General features: G+C 51.5%; 29 protein-coding genes. All 29 read right to left on the bottom strand.

The annotated features are described in order from the left end of the window. Positions 1 to 3: 3 nt before the first annotated feature. A complete protein-coding gene (rplO, locus tag GKQ23_RS03190; RefSeq protein ID WP_056232421.1) occupies positions 4 to 438 on the bottom strand; it encodes a 50S ribosomal protein L15 in 435 nt (144 codons plus the stop codon). Between the two features lie 3 nt (positions 439 to 441). Continuing rightward, positions 442 to 621, bottom strand: a complete 180-nt coding sequence (gene rpmD / locus GKQ23_RS03185; RefSeq protein ID WP_004160569.1) for a 50S ribosomal protein L30 — start codon at positions 619 to 621, stop codon at positions 442 to 444. A gap of 5 nt (positions 622 to 626) precedes the next feature. Next, entirely contained in the window at positions 627 to 1,127 is a 501-nt protein-coding gene (rpsE, locus tag GKQ23_RS03180) for a 30S ribosomal protein S5 (RefSeq protein WP_004160571.1), read from the bottom strand. Between the two features lie 14 nt (positions 1,128 to 1,141). Further along, complete coding sequence (gene rplR / locus GKQ23_RS03175; RefSeq protein ID WP_056232424.1) at positions 1,142 to 1,495, bottom strand: 50S ribosomal protein L18; 354 nt, start codon at positions 1,493 to 1,495, stop codon at positions 1,142 to 1,144. 9 nt (positions 1,496 to 1,504) lie between these two features. Continuing rightward, positions 1,505 to 2,038 carry a 50S ribosomal protein L6 gene (gene rplF, locus GKQ23_RS03170; RefSeq protein ID WP_056232427.1) on the bottom strand — a complete coding sequence of 178 codons (534 nt, stop codon included), beginning with the start codon at positions 2,036 to 2,038 and terminating at the stop codon, positions 1,505 to 1,507. Positions 2,039 to 2,051: 13 nt separating this feature from the next. Next, positions 2,052 to 2,444 carry a 30S ribosomal protein S8 gene (rpsH, locus tag GKQ23_RS03165; RefSeq protein ID WP_056232430.1) on the bottom strand — a complete coding sequence of 131 codons (393 nt, stop codon included), beginning with the start codon at positions 2,442 to 2,444 and terminating at the stop codon, positions 2,052 to 2,054. A 30-nt stretch (positions 2,445 to 2,474) separates the two neighbouring features. Beyond that, positions 2,475 to 2,780 carry a 30S ribosomal protein S14 gene (rpsN, locus tag GKQ23_RS03160; protein WP_052902737.1) on the bottom strand — a complete coding sequence of 102 codons (306 nt, stop codon included), beginning with the start codon at positions 2,778 to 2,780 and terminating at the stop codon, positions 2,475 to 2,477. 14 nt (positions 2,781 to 2,794) lie between these two features. Further along, entirely contained in the window at positions 2,795 to 3,334 is a 540-nt protein-coding gene (rplE, locus tag GKQ23_RS03155) for a 50S ribosomal protein L5 (RefSeq protein WP_056232433.1), read from the bottom strand. Between the two features lie 14 nt (positions 3,335 to 3,348). Continuing rightward, positions 3,349 to 3,663, bottom strand: a complete 315-nt coding sequence (gene rplX, locus GKQ23_RS03150; RefSeq protein WP_056232435.1) for a 50S ribosomal protein L24 — start codon at positions 3,661 to 3,663, stop codon at positions 3,349 to 3,351. 10 nt (positions 3,664 to 3,673) lie between these two features. After that, entirely contained in the window at positions 3,674 to 4,045 is a 372-nt protein-coding gene (rplN, locus tag GKQ23_RS03145; RefSeq protein ID WP_015960712.1) for a 50S ribosomal protein L14, read from the bottom strand. A 166-nt stretch (positions 4,046 to 4,211) separates the two neighbouring features. Next, entirely contained in the window at positions 4,212 to 4,466 is a 255-nt protein-coding gene (gene rpsQ / locus GKQ23_RS03140; protein ID WP_056232438.1) for a 30S ribosomal protein S17, read from the bottom strand. Beyond that, positions 4,466 to 4,657, bottom strand: coding sequence for a 50S ribosomal protein L29 (gene rpmC, locus GKQ23_RS03135; protein WP_048917635.1), 192 nt, complete (start codon positions 4,655 to 4,657; stop codon positions 4,466 to 4,468). The genes rpsQ and rpmC overlap by 1 nt, the downstream gene beginning before the upstream one ends. Next, positions 4,657 to 5,067: a 50S ribosomal protein L16 gene (gene rplP, locus GKQ23_RS03130; protein WP_002438716.1), complete on the bottom strand. Its 411-nt coding sequence runs from the start codon at positions 5,065 to 5,067 to the stop codon at positions 4,657 to 4,659. The genes rpmC and rplP overlap by 1 nt, the downstream gene beginning before the upstream one ends. 12 nt (positions 5,068 to 5,079) lie before the next feature. Then, on the bottom strand, positions 5,080 to 5,778 hold the full coding sequence (gene rpsC / locus GKQ23_RS03125) for a 30S ribosomal protein S3 (protein ID WP_045854067.1): 699 nt from the start codon (positions 5,776 to 5,778) through the stop codon (positions 5,080 to 5,082). Between the two features lie 17 nt (positions 5,779 to 5,795). Continuing rightward, positions 5,796 to 6,128, bottom strand: coding sequence for a 50S ribosomal protein L22 (gene rplV / locus GKQ23_RS03120; RefSeq protein ID WP_000447532.1), 333 nt, complete (start codon positions 6,126 to 6,128; stop codon positions 5,796 to 5,798). Positions 6,129 to 6,140: 12 nt separating this feature from the next. Next, complete coding sequence (gene rpsS, locus GKQ23_RS03115; protein ID WP_004160590.1) at positions 6,141 to 6,419, bottom strand: 30S ribosomal protein S19; 279 nt, start codon at positions 6,417 to 6,419, stop codon at positions 6,141 to 6,143. 16 nt (positions 6,420 to 6,435) lie between these two features. Then, positions 6,436 to 7,257 (bottom strand): 50S ribosomal protein L2, encoded by an 822-nt coding sequence (rplB, locus tag GKQ23_RS03110; protein WP_056232443.1) that lies wholly within the window; start codon positions 7,255 to 7,257, stop codon positions 6,436 to 6,438. A gap of 17 nt (positions 7,258 to 7,274) precedes the next feature. Further along, positions 7,275 to 7,577 (bottom strand): 50S ribosomal protein L23, encoded by a 303-nt coding sequence (gene rplW, locus GKQ23_RS03105; protein ID WP_056232446.1) that lies wholly within the window; start codon positions 7,575 to 7,577, stop codon positions 7,275 to 7,277. Continuing rightward, complete coding sequence (gene rplD, locus GKQ23_RS03100; RefSeq protein WP_056232449.1) at positions 7,574 to 8,179, bottom strand: 50S ribosomal protein L4; 606 nt, start codon at positions 8,177 to 8,179, stop codon at positions 7,574 to 7,576. Before rplD ends, rplW begins: the two co-directional genes overlap by 4 nt. A gap of 10 nt (positions 8,180 to 8,189) precedes the next feature. Then, positions 8,190 to 8,819: a 50S ribosomal protein L3 gene (gene rplC / locus GKQ23_RS03095; protein ID WP_056232452.1), complete on the bottom strand. Its 630-nt coding sequence runs from the start codon at positions 8,817 to 8,819 to the stop codon at positions 8,190 to 8,192. Between the two features lie 32 nt (positions 8,820 to 8,851). Next, positions 8,852 to 9,163, bottom strand: coding sequence for a 30S ribosomal protein S10 (rpsJ, locus tag GKQ23_RS03090; RefSeq protein ID WP_001181005.1), 312 nt, complete (start codon positions 9,161 to 9,163; stop codon positions 8,852 to 8,854). A gap of 303 nt (positions 9,164 to 9,466) precedes the next feature. After that, on the bottom strand, positions 9,467 to 10,651 hold the full coding sequence (tuf, locus tag GKQ23_RS03085; RefSeq protein WP_212409748.1) for an elongation factor Tu: 1,185 nt from the start codon (positions 10,649 to 10,651) through the stop codon (positions 9,467 to 9,469). A gap of 70 nt (positions 10,652 to 10,721) precedes the next feature. Further along, on the bottom strand, positions 10,722 to 12,836 hold the full coding sequence (gene fusA, locus GKQ23_RS03080; RefSeq protein WP_212409747.1) for an elongation factor G: 2,115 nt from the start codon (positions 12,834 to 12,836) through the stop codon (positions 10,722 to 10,724). 93 nt (positions 12,837 to 12,929) lie between these two features. After that, positions 12,930 to 13,400 (bottom strand): 30S ribosomal protein S7, encoded by a 471-nt coding sequence (gene rpsG / locus GKQ23_RS03075; RefSeq protein WP_056232460.1) that lies wholly within the window; start codon positions 13,398 to 13,400, stop codon positions 12,930 to 12,932. A gap of 96 nt (positions 13,401 to 13,496) precedes the next feature. Next, on the bottom strand, positions 13,497 to 13,871 hold the full coding sequence (gene rpsL, locus GKQ23_RS03070) for a 30S ribosomal protein S12 (protein ID WP_056232463.1): 375 nt from the start codon (positions 13,869 to 13,871) through the stop codon (positions 13,497 to 13,499). Positions 13,872 to 13,997: 126 nt separating this feature from the next. Continuing rightward, positions 13,998 to 14,285: a sulfurtransferase complex subunit TusB gene (tusB, locus tag GKQ23_RS03065; RefSeq protein WP_056232465.1), complete on the bottom strand. Its 288-nt coding sequence runs from the start codon at positions 14,283 to 14,285 to the stop codon at positions 13,998 to 14,000. Between the two features lie 7 nt (positions 14,286 to 14,292). After that, positions 14,293 to 14,652 carry a sulfurtransferase complex subunit TusC gene (gene tusC, locus GKQ23_RS03060; protein ID WP_056232467.1) on the bottom strand — a complete coding sequence of 120 codons (360 nt, stop codon included), beginning with the start codon at positions 14,650 to 14,652 and terminating at the stop codon, positions 14,293 to 14,295. Continuing rightward, positions 14,652 to 15,038, bottom strand: coding sequence for a sulfurtransferase complex subunit TusD (tusD, locus tag GKQ23_RS03055; protein ID WP_056232469.1), 387 nt, complete (start codon positions 15,036 to 15,038; stop codon positions 14,652 to 14,654). Before tusD ends, tusC begins: the two co-directional genes overlap by 1 nt. Then, the gene (locus tag GKQ23_RS03050; RefSeq protein WP_056232471.1) at positions 15,038 to 15,760 is read right to left on the bottom strand and encodes a transcriptional regulator; all 723 of its coding nucleotides are present in this window, start codon (positions 15,758 to 15,760) and stop codon (positions 15,038 to 15,040) included. Before GKQ23_RS03050 ends, tusD begins: the two co-directional genes overlap by 1 nt. Between the last annotated feature and the right edge of the window lie 129 nt (positions 15,761 to 15,889).

Genomic DNA, 15,889 nt, shown 5'->3' with positions numbered 1-15,889 from the left:
TACTTATTCCTCAATTTTCCCGCCGGCAGCTTCGATTGCAACACGAGCGCCTTTGGTCACACGCAGACCGCGGATTGTTACCGGTACAGAAACTTCACCAGACAGGATCACTTTCGCGAACTCAATCTGAATACCGATAATGTTTGCCGCTTTCAGCGTGTTCAGGTCGACGATGCCGCCTTCAACTTTCGCCAGGTCAGACAGACGAACTTCAGTTGTCACCATTGCTTTACGCGAGGTGAAACCGAACTTCGGCAGACGACGGTACAGAGGCATCTGGCCGCCTTCGAACCCACGACGCACGCCACCGCCAGAACGAGAGTTCTGACCTTTGTGACCACGACCGCCGGTTTTACCGAGGCCAGAACCGATACCACGACCCAGACGCTTGGAAGCGTGCTTAGAACCGTCGGCCGGAGACAGAGTATTTAAACGCATCTGTTACTCCTCCACTTTAACCATGTAGGAAATCGCGTTAACCATGCCGCGTACAGCTGGCGTGTCTTCGCGCTCTACGGTGTGGTTAATACGACGCAGACCCAGGCCAAGCAGCGTTGCCTTATGTTTAGGCAGACGGCCGATCGAACTACGGGTTTGAGTAATTTTAATAGTCTTAGCCATGGTCATTACCCCAGAATGTCTTCAACGGATTTGCCACGCTTGGCAGCAACCATCTCTGGAGAATTCATGTTGGCCAGGCCATCCAGAGTTGCACGAACCACGTTAATCGGGTTGGTGGAACCGTAGGCTTTAGCCAGAACGTTATGAACCCCAGCGACTTCCAGAACGGCGCGCATTGCACCGCCGGCAATGATACCGGTACCTTCAGAAGCAGGCTGCATGAACACGCGAGAACCTGTGTGCACGCCTTTAACAGGGTGCTGCAGGGTGCCGTTGTTCAGCGCGACGTTAATCATATTGCGACGGGCTTTTTCCATCGCTTTCTGGATCGCTGCTGGAACTTCACGCGCTTTACCGTAACCAAAACCGATGCGGCCATTACCGTCACCAACAACAGTCAGAGCTGTGAAGGAGAAAATACGACCACCTTTTACGGTTTTAGATACGCGATTTACCGCGATCAGCTTTTCCTGCAGTTCGCCAGCTTGTTTTTCGATGTGTGCCATCTTACACCTCTACCTTAGAACTGTAGGCCAGCTTCACGGGCAGCATCTGCCAGTGCCTGGACACGACCATGATATTGGAAACCAGAACGGTCGAAAGAAACACCAGTGATGCCTTTTTCGATTGCGCGTTCAGCAACTGCTTTACCAACAGCAGCAGCAGCGTCTTTGTTTCCAGTGTACTTCAGTTGCTCACTGATAGCTTTTTCTACTGTAGAAGCAGCCACCAGGATTTCAGAACCGTTAGGTGCGATTACCTGTGCGTAAATATGACGCGGGGTACGATGTACCACCAGGCGAGTAGCACCCAGCTCTTTGAGCTTGCGACGTGCGCGGGTCGCACGACGGATACGAGCAGATTTCTTATCCATAGTGTTACCTTACTTCTTCTTAGCCTCTTTGGTACGCACGACTTCGTCGGCGTAACGAACACCCTTGCCTTTATAAGGCTCAGGACGACGGTAGGCGCGCAGATCTGCTGCAACCTGACCAATCAGCTGTTTATCAGCGCCTTTCAGCACGATTTCAGTCTGAGTTGGACATTCAGCAGTGATCCCCGCTGGCAGCGCATGCTCAACTGGGTGAGAGAAGCCAAGAGCTAAACTCACTGCGTTGCCTTTGATGGCTGCACGATAACCTACACCAACCAGCTGCAGCTTCTTAGTGAAGCCTTCGGTAACACCGATAACCATACCGTTCAGCAGGGCACGAGAAGTACCAGCCTGCGCCCAAGCGTCTGAAAAACCTTCGCGCGGAGCGAAAGTCAGGACGTTGTCAGCATGCTTAACTTCAACAGCGCTGTTAATAGTACGAGTCAGCTCGCCGTTTTTACCTTTAATCGAAATTACCTGACCGTCGAGTTTTACCTCTACGCCGGCAGGAATAACGACAGGTGCTTTAGCAACACGAGACATTAGTTTCCTCCGATTAAGCTACGTAGCAGATAATTTCGCCACCAAGACCAGCTTGGCGCGCTGCACGATCGGTCATAACACCTTTAGAGGTAGAAATAACAGCGATACCCAGTCCAGCCATAACTTTTGGCAGTTCGTCTTTGCGCTTATAAATGCGCAGACCTGGACGGCTAACACGCTGAATGCTCTCTACCACAGCTTTGCCCTGGAAATACTTAAGAGTCAGTTCCAGTTCTTGCTTGATGTCGCCTACAACTTTAAATTCTTCGACATAGCCTTCTTCTTTCAGCACAGCAGCAATTGCCACTTTCAGCTTGGAGGAAGGCATGGTGACCGCAACTTTGTTAGCGGCCTGACCGTTACGGATACGGGTCAGCATATCCGCGATCGGATCTTGCATGCTCATCTGTATTTACTCCCGTGATTCAATTGGTAATTACCAGCTAGCCTTTTTCAAGCCAGGCACTTCACCGCGCATGGCGGCTTCACGCAGCTTGATACGGCTCAACCCGAATTTGCCCACATAACCATGTGGACGACCAGTCTGGCGGCAGCGGTTACGCTGACGGGACGGGCTGGAATCACGCGGCAGAGTTTGCAGCTTGAGAACAGCATTCCAACGATCTTCGTCGGATGAGTTCACACTAGAGATGATAGCTTTCAATTCCTCGCGTTTAGCGCGGTATTTATCAGCCAGTTTTACGCGAACAACTTCGCGTGCCTTCATCGATTGCTTAGCCATGAAGTAACCCTACCTTACTTGCGGAACGGGAAGTCAAAAGCAGCCAGCAGTGCACGGCCTTCATCGTCAGATTTCGCAGTAGTGGTAATGGTGATATCCAAACCACGAACGCGATCGACTTTATCGTAGTCGATTTCTGGGAAGATGATCTGCTCACGAACGCCCATGCTGTAGTTACCACGACCATCGAATGACTTAGCAGACAGGCCGCGGAAGTCACGAATACGTGGAACAGCAATAGAGATCAGACGCTCAAAGAACTCCCACATGCGTTCGCCACGCAGAGTTACTTTACAGCCGATCGGATAGCCCTGACGGATTTTGAAGCCTGCAACTGATTTGCGTGCTTTGGTGATAAACGGCTTTTGGCCGGAGATTGCTGCCAGGTCAGCTGCTGCGTTATCCAGCAGTTTCTTGTCAGCGATCGCTTCACCAACACCCATGTTCAGGGTGATCTTCTCGACCCGAGGGACTTGCATGACAGAATTGTAGCTAAACTCAGTCATGAGTTTTTTAACTACTTCGTCTTTGTAGTAATCATGCAGTTTCGCCATCGTACTACTCCAAATTACTTGATAGTTTCACTATTAGACTTGAAGAAACGGACTTTTTTGCCGTCTTCGAATCTAAAGCCTACACGGTCAGCCTTACCGGTTGCCGAGTTGAACAGCGCAACGTTAGAAACCTGAATAGCAGCTTCTTTTTCAACGATGCCACCTGGTTGGTTCAGAGCCGGAACCGGCTTCTGATGTTTCTTCACCAGGTTGATACCTTCAACGATCAGTTTTCCTGCAGACAGAACATTTTTTACTTTACCGCGCTTACCTTTATCTTTACCGGTAAGAACGATAACTTCGTCATCGCGACGGATTTTAGCTGCCATTTTTCGCTCCTTAGAGTACTTCTGGTGCCAGAGAGATAATTTTCATGAACTTTTCAGTACGAAGTTCACGAGTTACCGGCCCAAAAATACGCGTTCCGATAGGCTGCTCGCTGTTATTGTTTAAAATAACGCATGCATTACCATCGAAGCGAATGACAGAACCGTCCGGGCGACGAACACCCTTCCTGGTGCGCACCACTACCGCTTTCAGCACATCACCCTTCTTAACCTTACCGCGAGGAATTGCTTCCTTGATGGTAATTTTGATGATGTCGCCTACGCCTGCGTAGCGACGGTGCGAGCCACCCAGAACCTTGATACACATTACGCGACGTGCACCGGAGTTGTCGGCGACGGTCAGCATAGTCTGTTCTTGGATCATTTTAGTGCTCCGCTAATGTCAACTACTACTTCGGGACCTGATTCAGGTCGATTAAAAGCCCCACAATTGAGGGCGCGGCATTATAACACCACTTCTCGCATATGGGTAGAAAAAATGAACGGCCCTGTCGAGCCGTTCATCTTATTTTTAGAGAAGGCGAATTCTATTACAGAATCGCTTTCTCTACAACGCGAACCAGCGTCCAGGACTTAGTCTTGGACAGTGGACGGCATTCGCGGATTTCAACCACGTCGCCGATACCACATTCGTTGTTCTCGTCGTGTACGTGCAGTTTGGTCGTACGCTTGATGAACTTCCCGTAGATCGGGTGTTTCACAACACGTTCGATAGAGACAACGATGGATTTCTCCATTTTGTCACTAGTCACACGACCTTGCAGAGTACGGATTTTATCGGTCATTACGCACCCGCCTTCTCAGTCAGTAAAGTCTTAACGCGTGCAACATCACGACGAACATTCTTCAGGACATGAGTCTGTTGAAGTTGGCCAGATGCTGCCTGCATGCGCAGGTTAAATTGCTCACGCAGCAGATTAAGCAGCTCAGTGTTAAGCTCTTCAACGCTTTTTTCACGCAGCTCAGTTGCTTTCATTACATCACCGTCTTAGTTACAAAGGTGGTTTTGATAGGCAGTTTTGCTGCTGCCAGCTTGAATGCTTCACGGGCCAGCTCTTCCGGAACACCGTCCATTTCATACAGGACTTTACCTGGCTGGATCAAGGCAACCCAATACTCCACGTTACCTTTACCTTTACCCATACGCACTTCCAGCGGCTTCTCGGTAATTGGTTTGTCCGGGAATACACGGATCCAAATTTTACCTTGACGCTTAACTGCACGGGTCATAGCACGACGTGCTGCTTCGATCTGACGTGCAGTCAGACGACCACGGCCAACAGCTTTCAGACCGAAAGTACCGAAGCTAACATCCGTACCCTGCGCCAGACCACGGTTGCGGCCTTTGTGCACTTTACGGAATTTTGTACGCTTTGGTTGTAACATCAGCGACTCTCCTTACTTACGGCCTTTACGCTGCTGCTTTTTAGGTTGAGCAGCCGGTTCCGGTTGTTCAACAGCAGCCATACCACCCAGGATCTCACCTTTGAAGATCCATACCTTAACGCCGATTACACCATAAGTGGTGTGGGCTTCAGAGGTGTTGTAGTCAATGTCTGCACGCAGAGTGTGCAGTGGCACGCGGCCTTCACGGTACCATTCGGTACGCGCGATTTCTGCACCGCCCAGACGGCCACTAACTTCAACTTTAATCCCTTTAGCGCCCAGACGCATTGCGTTCTGTACAGCACGCTTCATAGCACGACGGAACATCACACGACGCTCCAGCTGTGAAGTGATGCTGTCAGCAACCAGCTTAGCGTCCAGCTCCGGTTTACGGACTTCGGCGATGTTAATCTGTGCAGGAACGCCAGCGATATCCGCGACGACCTTGCGCAGTTTTTCTACATCTTCACCTTTCTTACCGATAACGATGCCAGGACGAGCGGTGTGAATGGTCACACGGATGCTCTTAGCCGGACGCTCGATAACGATACGAGAGACGGATGCTTTAGACAGTTCCTTGGTCAGGAACTGACGAACTTTAAAGTCGCTGTCCAGGTTGTCAGCGAATTCTTTGGTATTTGCGAACCAGGTAGAGTTCCAGGGTTTAACAATACCCAGGCGAATACCATTAGGATGTACTTTCTGACCCATTGCTAGTCTCCAGAGTCTCAGCGATCGGACACAACCACAGTAATGTGGCTGGTGCGCTTCAGGATGCGATCTGCACGACCTTTTGCACGAGGCATAATGCGCTTCATGCTTGGGCCTTCGTCTACGAAGATCTTCGTGACTTTCAGATCATCAATGTCAGCGCCATCGTTGTGTTCGGCGTTAGCAATGGCAGATTCCAGGACTTTCTTAACCAATACAGCAGCTTTCTTATTGGTGTAGGTCAGAATATCCAGAGCCTGCGACACTTTCTTACCGCGTACAAGATCTGCTACCAGGCGAACCTTCTGGGCAGAAGAACGAGCGTGGCGATGTTTAGCGATAGTTTCCATCTCTTCCTCCTGTTAGCGTTTCTTGGCTTTCTTATCTGCCGCGTGGCCGCGATAAGTACGAGTCGGTGCAAATTCACCCAGTTTGTGACCGACCATTTCGTCGGAAACAAAGACAGGAACGTGCTGACGACCATTATGGACAGCGATGGTCAAACCGATCATGTTAGGGAAGATCGTTGAACGACGGGACCAAGTGCGCAGTGGCTTCTTGTCTCCGCTTTCCAAAGCTTTCTCTACCTTCTTCAGCAAGTGCAGGTCAATAAAAGGACCTTTCTTGAGAGAACGTGGCATGGCTTATCCTCTAAAATTATTTGCTACGGCGACGTACGATAAATTTATCAGTACGCTTGTTGCTGCGGGTTTTCTTACCTTTGGTCTGAACGCCCCACGGAGTTACCGGGTGCTTACCAAAGTTTTTACCCTCACCACCACCGTGCGGGTGATCGACTGGGTTCATCGCAGTACCGCGAACGGTAGGACGAACACCACGCCAACGAGTTGCACCGGCTTTACCCAGAACGCGAAGCATGTGCTCCGAGTTACCGACTTCGCCCAGGGTCGCGCGGCAGTCGATTTCGACTTTACGCATTTCACCAGAACGCAGACGCAGGGTAACGTAGGAACCATCACGCGCAACGATCTGCACGTAAGTACCAGCTGAGCGAGCAATCTGACCGCCTTTGCCTGGTTTCATTTCTACGTTGTGAACGGTAGAACCCACTGGGATGTTACGCATTGGCAGGGTGTTACCCGCTTTAATCGCAGCATCAACGCCAGACTGAATCTGATCGCCAGCTTTCAGGCCTTTAGGGGCCAGGATGTAACGGCGCTCACCATCTTTGTACAGAACCAGTGCGATGTTCGCAGAGCGGTTCGGATCGTACTCAAGACGTTCAACGGTCGCTGGGATACCATCTTTGTTGCGTTTGAAGTCAACAATACGGTAAGCCTGCTTGTGACCACCACCGATATGACGGGTAGTGATGCGACCATTGTTGTTACGGCCGCCGGATTTGCTGTTTTTCTCAACCAGCGGGGCGAATGGTTTGCCCTTGTGCAGCTCCGCGTTTACCACTTTAACTACGTGGCGACGACCCGGAGATGTCGGTTTACATTTAACAATTGCCATTGTTCTTCTCCTCCGACTTACTCAGCGCCGCCTGCGAAGTCCAGATTCTGGCCTTCTTTCAGGGTGACGTAAGCTTTTTTCCAGTCGCTACGACGACCAATACGCTGACCTGAACGCTTAGTCTTGCCTTTAACCAGCAAGGTGTTCACGGTTTCTACTTCCACTTCGAAAAGTTTCTGCACAGCGGCTTTGATTTCTGCTTTGGTCGCGTCTTTCGCAACTTTGAGAACGATGGTGTTAGTTTTTTCCATCGCAGCAGATGCTTTTTCAGATACGTGCGGCGCGCGCAGTACTTTCAGCAGACGTTCTTCACGGATCATGCCAGCATCTCCTCAACTTGCTTAACTGCATCAGCAGTCATAACGACTTTGTCGAAGGCGATCAGGCTAACTGGGTCGATACCCGCTGCATCACGTACGTCAACCTTGTACAGGTTACGTGCGGCCAGGAACAGGTTCTCTTCCAGTTCGCCAGTGATGATCAGCACGTCTTCCAGAGCCATGTCTTTCAGTTTCTCTACCAGCAGCTTAGTTTTAGGCGCTTCCAGAGAGAACTGCTCGACAACGATCAGACGTTCTTGACGTACCAGTTCGGACAGGATGCTTTTCAGCGCGCCGCGGTACATCTTTTTGTTTACTTTTTGACTGTGGTCCTGTGGCTTCGCAGCAAAGGTCACACCACCTGAACGCCAGATTGGGCTCTTAACAGAACCTGCACGAGCGCGGCCGGTACCTTTCTGGCGCCATGGCTTTTTGCCTGAACCAGTTACTTCAGCACGAGTCTTCTGAGCACGAGTACCCTGACGAGCACCTGCTGCATAAGCAACAACAACCTGGTGTACCAGCGCTTCGTTGAAATCACGACCGAAGGTAGTTTCGGAAACAGTCAGCGCGCTTTGCGCGTCTTTCAATACTAATTCCATTGCTATCCCCTTACGCCTTAACAGCTGGTTTAACGATCAGGTCGCTACCGGTAGCACCGGGAACTGCACCTTTAACCAGCAGCAGGTTGCGCTCAGCGTCAACGCGTACCACATCCAGGCTCTGAACGGTTACACGTTCGTTACCCAGCTGGCCTGCCATTTTCTTGCCTTTGAACACTTTGCCCGGAGTCTGGTTCTGACCGATAGAACCCGGAACGCGGTGGGACAAGGAGTTACCGTGGGTAGCATCCTGGGTACGGAAGTTCCAGCGCTTAACAGTACCGGCAAAACCTTTACCTTTAGATGTACCAGTCACGTCAACTTTTTTCACATCAGCGAAAATGTCAACGTTAATGCTCTGACCTACGGTGAATTCTTCGCCTTCGGCGGTACGGAATTCCCACAGACCACGGCCAGCTTCAACGCCAGCTTTAGCAAAATGACCTGCTTCAGGCTTAGTTACACGGTTTGCTTTTTTAGCACCGGTAGTTACCTGAACAGCGGTGTAGCCGTCGTTCGCCAGGCCTTTAACCTGAGTCACGCGGTTTGCTTCAATTTCGATCACGGTTACTGGGATAGAAACGCCATCTTCAGTGAAGATACGAGTCATGCCCACTTTTTTACCGACTAAACCAATCATTGTTTCAACCTCTCAATCGCTCAATGACCTGATTAACCCAGGCTGATCTGCACGTCAACACCTGCAGCCAGATCCAGACGCATCAGAGCATCAACCGTTTTTTCAGTTGGCTCAACGATGTCAACCAGACGCTTGTGAGTGCGAATTTCATACTGATCGCGCGCGTCTTTGTTGACGTGCGGGGAGATCAGAACGGTAAAGCGCTCTTTGCGGGTCGGCAGCGGGATAGGACCACGTACCTGCGCACCAGTGCGCTTGGCAGTCTCTACGATTTCCGCAGTTGATTGATCGATCAGACGATGATCAAACGCTTTAAGACGGATACGGATTCTTTGGTTCTGCATGAGACCAGAGCTCCAATTATTTATAAACGAAAAGAATTACTACTCATATCCATTACGATTGATGGAAGAGTGTAATCGTTAAGCACATAACCCGCATATCGCGAGTATTGTTGGTCACTGCTTTCGCAACGACCTGCAATTCATATTGAATCGCGCCTTACCATATTGGCAGGCCCGCGTATTATACGTGCATACGCGATTAAAGCAACTACCCTGCGTGATTTATCGCATAAAAAAAGAGCGCCGAAGCGCTCTCTTTTCTGTGCTCTGGCAGAGCAGGCTCTGCCAGTACAAGTATCACAATTAAGCGATAACTTTAGCAACAACACCTGCACCAACGGTACGGCCGCCTTCGCGAATTGCGAAACGCAGACCGTCGTCCATTGCGATTGGGTGGATCAGGGTAACAACCATCTGGATGTTATCGCCTGGCATTACCATCTCTACGCCTTCTGGCAGTTCGATGGTACCGGTCACGTCAGTTGTACGGAAGTAGAACTGTGGACGGTAGCCTTTGAAGAACGGAGTATGACGGCCGCCTTCATCCTTGGACAGGATGTACACTTCAGATTCGAACTTGGTGTGTGGCTTGATTGAACCTGGCTTAGCCAGAACCTGGCCACGCTGGATATCTTCACGCTTAACACCGCGCAGCAGGATACCACAGTTCTCACCCGCACGGCCTTCGTCCAGCAGCTTACGGAACATCTCAACGCCGGTACAGGTTGATTTCACGGTATCTTTGATACCAACGATCTCAACTTCTTCACCAACTTTGATGATACCGCGCTCTACACGACCGGTAACAACGGTACCACGGCCTGAGATAGAGAACACGTCTTCGATAGGCAGCAGGAATGGCTTGTCAATCGCGCGCTCTGGCTCTGGGATGTAAGAATCCAGGTGACCAGCCAGCTCGATGATTTTCTCTTCCCACTCAGCTTCACCCTGCAGGGCTTTCAGTGCTGAACCGCGAACAACCGGGATGTCGTCGCCAGGGAAATCGTAAGCAGACAGCAGCTCACGAACTTCCATTTCAACCAGCTCCAGCAGCTCTTCGTCGTCAACCATGTCGCATTTGTTCATGAATACGATCATGAACGGAACGCCAACCTGGCGACCCAGCAGGATGTGCTCACGGGTCTGTGGCATTGGGCCATCAGTCGCAGCAACAACCAGGATTGCACCGTCCATCTGCGCAGCACCGGTGATCATGTTTTTCACATAGTCGGCGTGGCCTGGGCAGTCAACGTGTGCGTAGTGACGGCTTGGGGTGTCATATTCAACGTGTGAAGTGTTGATGGTGATACCACGAGCTTTCTCTTCTGGTGCGTTATCGATCTGGTCGAATGCACGTGCAGAACCGCCGTAGGTTTTAGCCAGAACGGTGGTGATAGCAGCAGTCAGGGTAGTTTTACCGTGGTCAACGTGGCCGATAGTACCTACGTTGACGTGCGGTTTGGAACGTTCAAATTTCTCTTTAGCCACGACTATATTCCTTACTTTAATGCTCTCACCCTTTGGTGAGAGCATAGGATCAATATTTTAAAACTGTAGCTTATTTGCTACGAGCTTCAATAACGGCCTGAGCGACGTTGTTCGGCGCATCATCGTACTTCAGGAACTCCATAGAGTATGAAGCACGGCCTTTAGTCAGAGAACGCAGCTGAGTCGCGTATCCGAACATTTCGGACAGCGGAACTTCAGCGTGGATCTGAACGCCAGTAGCGTTAGATTCCTGTCCTTTGAGCATACCACGACGACGGCTAAGGTCACCGATAACGTCACCGGTGTTCTCTTCCGGAGTCTCTACTTCAACCTTCATGATCGGCTCAAGCAGTACCGGAGTTGCTTTCTTGAAGCCGTCTTTGAACGCGATAGAAGCCGCCAGTTTAAATGCCAGCTCAGAGGAGTCAACGTCATGGTAAGAACCGAAGTGCAGACGAACGCCCAGATCAACCACCGGATAACCCGCCAGAGGACCTGACTTCAGCTGCTCCTGGATACCTTTATCAACCGCAGGGATGAAATCACCAGGGATTACACCACCTTTGATGTCGTTGATGAACTCGTAACCTTTAGGGTTAGAGCCCGGCTCCAGTGGGTACATGTCGATAACAACATGACCGTACTGACCACGACCACCAGACTGCTTGGCGTGTTTACCTTCGATATCGGTAACTTTCGCGCGAATCGCTTCACGGTAAGCAACCTGAGGTTTACCGACGTTCGCTTCAACGTTGAATTCACGCTTCATGCGGTCAACGATGATGTCGAGGTGCAGCTCACCCATACCAGCGATGATGGTCTGGTTGGTTTCTTCATCAGTCCAAACGCGGAACGATGGATCTTCCTTCGCCAGACGACCCAGAGCCAGACCCATTTTTTCCTGGTCAGCTTTGGTTTTCGGCTCAACGGCGATGGAGATTACCGGCTCAGGGAATTCCATACGCTCAAGAATGATCACGTTGTCCGGATCACACAGGGTGTCACCCGTGGTCACATCTTTCAGGCCGATCGCCGCTGCGATGTCGCCCGCACGAACTTCTTTGATCTCTTCACGCTTGTTAGCGTGCATCTGAACGATACGGCCCAGACGCTCACGGTTTGACTTAACCGGGTTGAACACGGTATCGCCCGTGTTAACCACACCGGAGTAAACGCGGAAGAAGGTCAGGTTACCTACAAACGGGTCGGTAGCGATTTTGAACGCCAGAGCAGCAAACGGCTCGTTGTCGTCTGAGTGACGAACAGCCGGAGTGTCTTTGCCATCGTCTAACATACCGTTAATCGCGGTAACGTCAGTCGGTGCTGGCAGATATTCAACAACCGCATCCAGCATCGCCTGAACACCTTTGTTCTTAAATGCAGAACCACAGGTGACCAGAATGATTTCGCTGTTCAGAACGCGCTTACGCAGAGAAGTTTTGATCTCTTCTTCAGTCAGCTCTTCGCCGCCAAAGAATTTCTCCATCAGCTCATCAGAGCCTTCAGCTGCGGCTTCAACCAGCTTCGCACGCCATTCTTCTGCCAGTTCCTGCATATCAGCTGGGATCTCTTCGTATTCGAAGGTCACGCCCTGATCGGCTTCGTTCCAGTTGATCGCTTTCATTTTCACCAGGTCAACAACCCCGGTGAATTTTTCTTCAGCGCCGATAGCCAGCTGCAATGGCACCGGGTTTGCACCCAGGCGTTTTTGCATCTGATCAACAACTTTCAGGAAGTTTGCACCCATGCGGTCCATTTTATTAACGAACGCGATGCGTGGAACTTTATATTTGTTAGCCTGACGCCATACGGTTTCAGACTGTGGCTGAACGCCACCAACTGCACAGTAAACCATTACTGCGCCATCAAGCACACGCATAGAACGCTCAACTTCGATGGTGAAGTCAACGTGTCCCGGGGTGTCGATGATGTTCACGTGGTGCGGCTCAAACTGTTTAGCCATACCAGACCAGTAACAGGTGGTCGCAGCGGATGTGATGGTAATACCACGTTCCTGTTCCTGCTCCATCCAGTCCATGGTTGCTGCGCCGTCATGTACTTCACCGATTTTGTGGTTTACACCGGTGTAGAACAGAACGCGTTCGGTAGTTGTGGTCTTACCGGCGTCGATGTGCGCACTGATACCGATGTTACGGTAGCGCTCAATGGGTGTTTTACGAGCCATTTGATTCCTCTGATTCTCGGACGTTCTAAGTTAGTAAATCCCAGCGGGTTGGCTACTTGAACGCCCGCTGGGTTAATAACAACTACAGAGCTGTTACCAGCGGTAGTGAGCGAACGCCTTGTTGGCATCGGCCATACGGTGAACGTCTTCACGTTTCTTAACTGCAGTACCTTTGTTGTCTGCAGCATCAGAAAGTTCGTTCGCCAGGCGCAGAGCCATAGATTTATCACCGCGTTTACGAGCAGCTTCAACGATCCAGCGCATTGCCAGGGCATTACGACGAACCGGACGAACTTCAACCGGAACCTGATAAGTAGAACCACCAACGCGACGGGATTTAACTTCCACGGTTGGGCGGACGTTGTCCAGGGCTACTTCAAAAGCTTCCAGTGCGTTTTTACCAGAACGCTGAGCCAGGGTCTCCAGCGCGGTATAAACGATTGTTTCAGCGGTAGATTTTTTACCATCTACCATCAGGATATTTACAAATTTAGCCAGCAGATCAGATCCGAACTTAGGATCTGGCAGAATTTTACGCTGACCAATGACGCGACGACGTGGCATGGAAATACTCCGTTGTTAATTCAGGATTGTCCAAAACTCTACGAGTTTATTTTGACATTTAAGTTAAAACGTTTGGCCTTACTTAACGGAGAACCATTAAGCCTTTGGCTTCTTCACGCCGTACTTGGAGCGGGCCTGCTTACGGTCTTTAACACCTGAGCAGTCCAGCGCGCCACGAACGGTGTGGTAACGCACACCTGGCAAGTCTTTAACACGACCGCCACGGATCAGGATCACGGAGTGTTCCTGCAGGTTATGACCTTCACCGCCGATGTAGGAGGTAACTTCAAAACCGTTAGTCAAACGAACACGGCATACTTTACGCAGTGCGGAGTTCGGTTTTTTCGGGGTAGTAGTGTATACACGAGTACATACACCACGTTTCTGCGGGCAGGCTTCCAGCGCAGGCACGTTGCTTTTAGCAACCTTGCTTGAGCGTGGTTTGCGAACCAGCTGATTAACTGTTGCCATTAAATAGCTCCTGGAATTTAGCTTTTGCTTCGTAAACACGTAATAAATCGCCTCGCAGAATCACGAGGCCGCGGAATTTTAGAGCTGAGCTTAAAAGGTGTCAAGAAATAACCAGGATTACCGCATTTACCAGGTCATTTGTTGCGGATGTTTGACCGTCAGCCTGACGAAGTCAGTATAGCCTACCTGCATCACACTGGTCGAAATTTGAGCAGAAAGCCCACGCGCCTCCACATCGTCCTTCAGCACGTAGATCGATATGGGGGCAAGCTGTAGCGATTCAAGCGCCTGACTGCCTGCCAGGGCCGCCAGCACCCCATCCTGCAGCAGTAGCAGATCGTCGCCAGCGGCCAGCAGACGCTGTAACGCCGGCAGATCGCAGTGGAACGGTGAACTCATTAACGTATGGAGCATGGTGACCTCAGAAGACCAGTACGCGGTCGTACTGGTGCAGCAGCTCGCTCAGTTCGGCCGGAGACAGAACCTCGGCGTCCAGCACCCGCGGCAGCGTTTCGCTCAGACCACGCTCCGCCAGCGCCGCCGCACACAGGTAGCAGCGGTCGACGTCGTACAACGGCAACACGCCAAAGGTGGCGATGTAGTTACGCGCCAGAATCTGCCCGGGCCGCTGGCCGCTGGTCAACTGCAGCACGCCGTCGCTGACAAAGAACAGCGCAATCTCGTCGCTCAGCGCTGAGGTGGCCAGCGCGGCGTCCAGCCCTTCCCGCCCGCCGCTGGAGCCGTGCGGCGCATGGCTGAAGACAAAAGCGATGCGTTTCATCAGAACTGTACCATCCGCTCACAGCCGAGCAGCGCTTCTGCCAGCGCCCCCAGGCCGGTTAACTGAAAGCCCGCGGCAAGGTTGGCCGTGGGCAGCCCCAGCGCCAACGCTTCACGCTCGTCGCTGATGCCCCGGCGCAGAGCCGCCGCCACGCAAATGTTCAGCGCCACCCCGTGTTGCTGATGCAGCTGCTGCCACTGGCGCGTTAAATCACACTCATCGCTGGCGGGAGCGTTCAGCAGGCTGGCGTTCAGCACCCCCTCCCGATAGAAGAAGATACTCTCCAACGCGTGCCCCTGCTCCAGCAGCGCACGGGCAAACAGCAGCGCGCTGCTGGCCTGCTGGGTGCCGTAGGCTGGGCCGGTCACCATCAGGCTGAAGCGCACTACTTGTCCTGACCGTGGAAGTCGCCGTTCTTAAACTGACGGATGTAGAGATAAACCGTATGTTTAGAGATGTTCAGGCGGTCCGCCACCTGATTGATCGCGTCTTTAATGTCGAAAATTCCCTTCTCATACATGTTCAACACGATCTGCCGGTTCTTGGCGTTGTTAGAGACGTTGCGATCGGTACTGACTTCCTCAATGGTGAACTCCAGCGTCTGCATCACCAGGTCTTCCACCGATGAGGCAAAGTTAACCGAAGAGGCCACTTCCTGCGTCTCCGGCGGCATAAAGGTCGCCATGATCTGCGAGAACGGCACGTCGAGGTTCATGTTGATGCACAGCAGCCCCACCACCCGCTTGTCACGATTGCGGATAGCGATGGTCACTGACTTCATCAGCACGCCGCTTTTGGCACGGGTAAAATAGGCTTTAGAGACGTTGCTGTCGGCACCGGTCATATCATGCAGCATGCGCAACGCCAGATCGGTGATAGGAGAACCAATTTTTCGCCCGGTATGTTCACCGTTAGCGATCCTCACCGCAGAGCATTTCAAATCTTCCAGCGAATGCAGCACAATTTCGCAATGCGAACCGATCAGCATCGCCAGACCGTCAACCACGGCCTCATAAGATTTTAAAATTTCGAAGTCACCGGGCAGGAAAGGACGCTGCTCAAGCAGATCCGAATCCGCAACATCACCGGAAAACAGGGAATTAGACATTGACGACACCACCCTCTGACAAGAGCCTGTCACACGGCGCAAGGGCAGACTCATTCTTAGTTATAATGCGCGCTGGCTAGTCTAGCAAATATGGGAAAGCCGTGTCCCGACCTTTCCACGGAAATTGCA

The organism is Erwinia sp. E602, assembly GCF_018141005.1.
In the GTDB taxonomy this organism is placed as follows: domain Bacteria; phylum Pseudomonadota; class Gammaproteobacteria; order Enterobacterales; family Enterobacteriaceae; genus Erwinia.
The sequence above is the reverse complement of the archived record's forward strand: the minus strand, read 5'-3'. Positions and strand labels throughout refer to the sequence as shown.

Excerpts from the sequence above, each read along its gene's own strand:
- rpsN (WP_052902737.1), bottom strand. The coding sequence starts at position 2,780 with ATGGCTAAGCAATCGATGAAGGCACGCGAAGTTGTTCGCGTAAAACTG.
- tusC (WP_056232467.1), bottom strand. The coding sequence starts at position 14,652 with ATGAAACGCATCGCTTTTGTCTTCAGCCATGCGCCGCACGGCTCCAGC.
- rplV (WP_000447532.1), bottom strand. The coding sequence starts at position 6,128 with ATGGAAACTATCGCTAAACATCGCCACGCTCGTTCTTCTGCCCAGAAG.
- rplW (WP_056232446.1), bottom strand. The coding sequence starts at position 7,577 with ATGATCCGTGAAGAACGTCTGCTGAAAGTACTGCGCGCGCCGCACGTA.
- rplO (WP_056232421.1), bottom strand. The coding sequence starts at position 438 with ATGCGTTTAAATACTCTGTCTCCGGCCGACGGTTCTAAGCACGCTTCC.
- rplB (WP_056232443.1), bottom strand. The coding sequence starts at position 7,257 with ATGGCAATTGTTAAATGTAAACCGACATCTCCGGGTCGTCGCCACGTA.
- rpsL (WP_056232463.1), bottom strand. The coding sequence starts at position 13,871 with ATGGCAACAGTTAATCAGCTGGTTCGCAAACCACGCTCAAGCAAGGTT.
- rplP (WP_002438716.1), bottom strand. The coding sequence starts at position 5,067 with ATGTTACAACCAAAGCGTACAAAATTCCGTAAAGTGCACAAAGGCCGC.
- rpmC (WP_048917635.1), bottom strand. The coding sequence starts at position 4,657 with ATGAAAGCAACTGAGCTGCGTGAAAAAAGCGTTGAAGAGCTTAACACT.
- rpsH (WP_056232430.1), bottom strand. The coding sequence starts at position 2,444 with ATGAGCATGCAAGATCCGATCGCGGATATGCTGACCCGTATCCGTAAC.
- rpsC (WP_045854067.1), bottom strand. The coding sequence starts at position 5,778 with ATGGGTCAGAAAGTACATCCTAATGGTATTCGCCTGGGTATTGTTAAA.
- GKQ23_RS03050 (WP_056232471.1), bottom strand. The coding sequence starts at position 15,760 with ATGTCTAATTCCCTGTTTTCCGGTGATGTTGCGGATTCGGATCTGCTT.
- rplF (WP_056232427.1), bottom strand. The coding sequence starts at position 2,038 with ATGTCTCGTGTTGCTAAAGCACCTGTCGTTATTCCTGCCGGCGTAGAG.
- fusA (WP_212409747.1), bottom strand. The coding sequence starts at position 12,836 with ATGGCTCGTAAAACACCCATTGAGCGCTACCGTAACATCGGTATCAGT.
- rplC (WP_056232452.1), bottom strand. The coding sequence starts at position 8,819 with ATGATTGGTTTAGTCGGTAAAAAAGTGGGCATGACTCGTATCTTCACT.
- rplN (WP_015960712.1), bottom strand. The coding sequence starts at position 4,045 with ATGATCCAAGAACAGACTATGCTGACCGTCGCCGACAACTCCGGTGCA.
- rplR (WP_056232424.1), bottom strand. The coding sequence starts at position 1,495 with ATGGATAAGAAATCTGCTCGTATCCGTCGTGCGACCCGCGCACGTCGC.
- rpsQ (WP_056232438.1), bottom strand. The coding sequence starts at position 4,466 with ATGACCGATAAAATCCGTACTCTGCAAGGTCGTGTGACTAGTGACAAA.
- rpsE (WP_004160571.1), bottom strand. The coding sequence starts at position 1,127 with ATGGCACACATCGAAAAACAAGCTGGCGAACTGCAGGAAAAGCTGATC.
- rpsJ (WP_001181005.1), bottom strand. The coding sequence starts at position 9,163 with ATGCAGAACCAAAGAATCCGTATCCGTCTTAAAGCGTTTGATCATCGT.
- rpsS (WP_004160590.1), bottom strand. The coding sequence starts at position 6,419 with ATGCCACGTTCTCTCAAGAAAGGTCCTTTTATTGACCTGCACTTGCTG.
- rplD (WP_056232449.1), bottom strand. The coding sequence starts at position 8,179 with ATGGAATTAGTATTGAAAGACGCGCAAAGCGCGCTGACTGTTTCCGAA.
- rpsG (WP_056232460.1), bottom strand. The coding sequence starts at position 13,400 with ATGCCACGTCGTCGCGTCATTGGTCAGCGTAAAATTCTGCCAGATCCT.
- rpmD (WP_004160569.1), bottom strand. The coding sequence starts at position 621 with ATGGCTAAGACTATTAAAATTACTCAAACCCGTAGTTCGATCGGCCGT.
- rplX (WP_056232435.1), bottom strand. The coding sequence starts at position 3,663 with ATGGCAGCTAAAATCCGTCGCGATGACGAAGTTATCGTTCTTACCGGT.
- tusB (WP_056232465.1), bottom strand. The coding sequence starts at position 14,285 with ATGCTCCATACGTTAATGAGTTCACCGTTCCACTGCGATCTGCCGGCG.
- rplE (WP_056232433.1), bottom strand. The coding sequence starts at position 3,334 with ATGGCGAAACTGCATGATTACTACAAAGACGAAGTAGTTAAAAAACTC.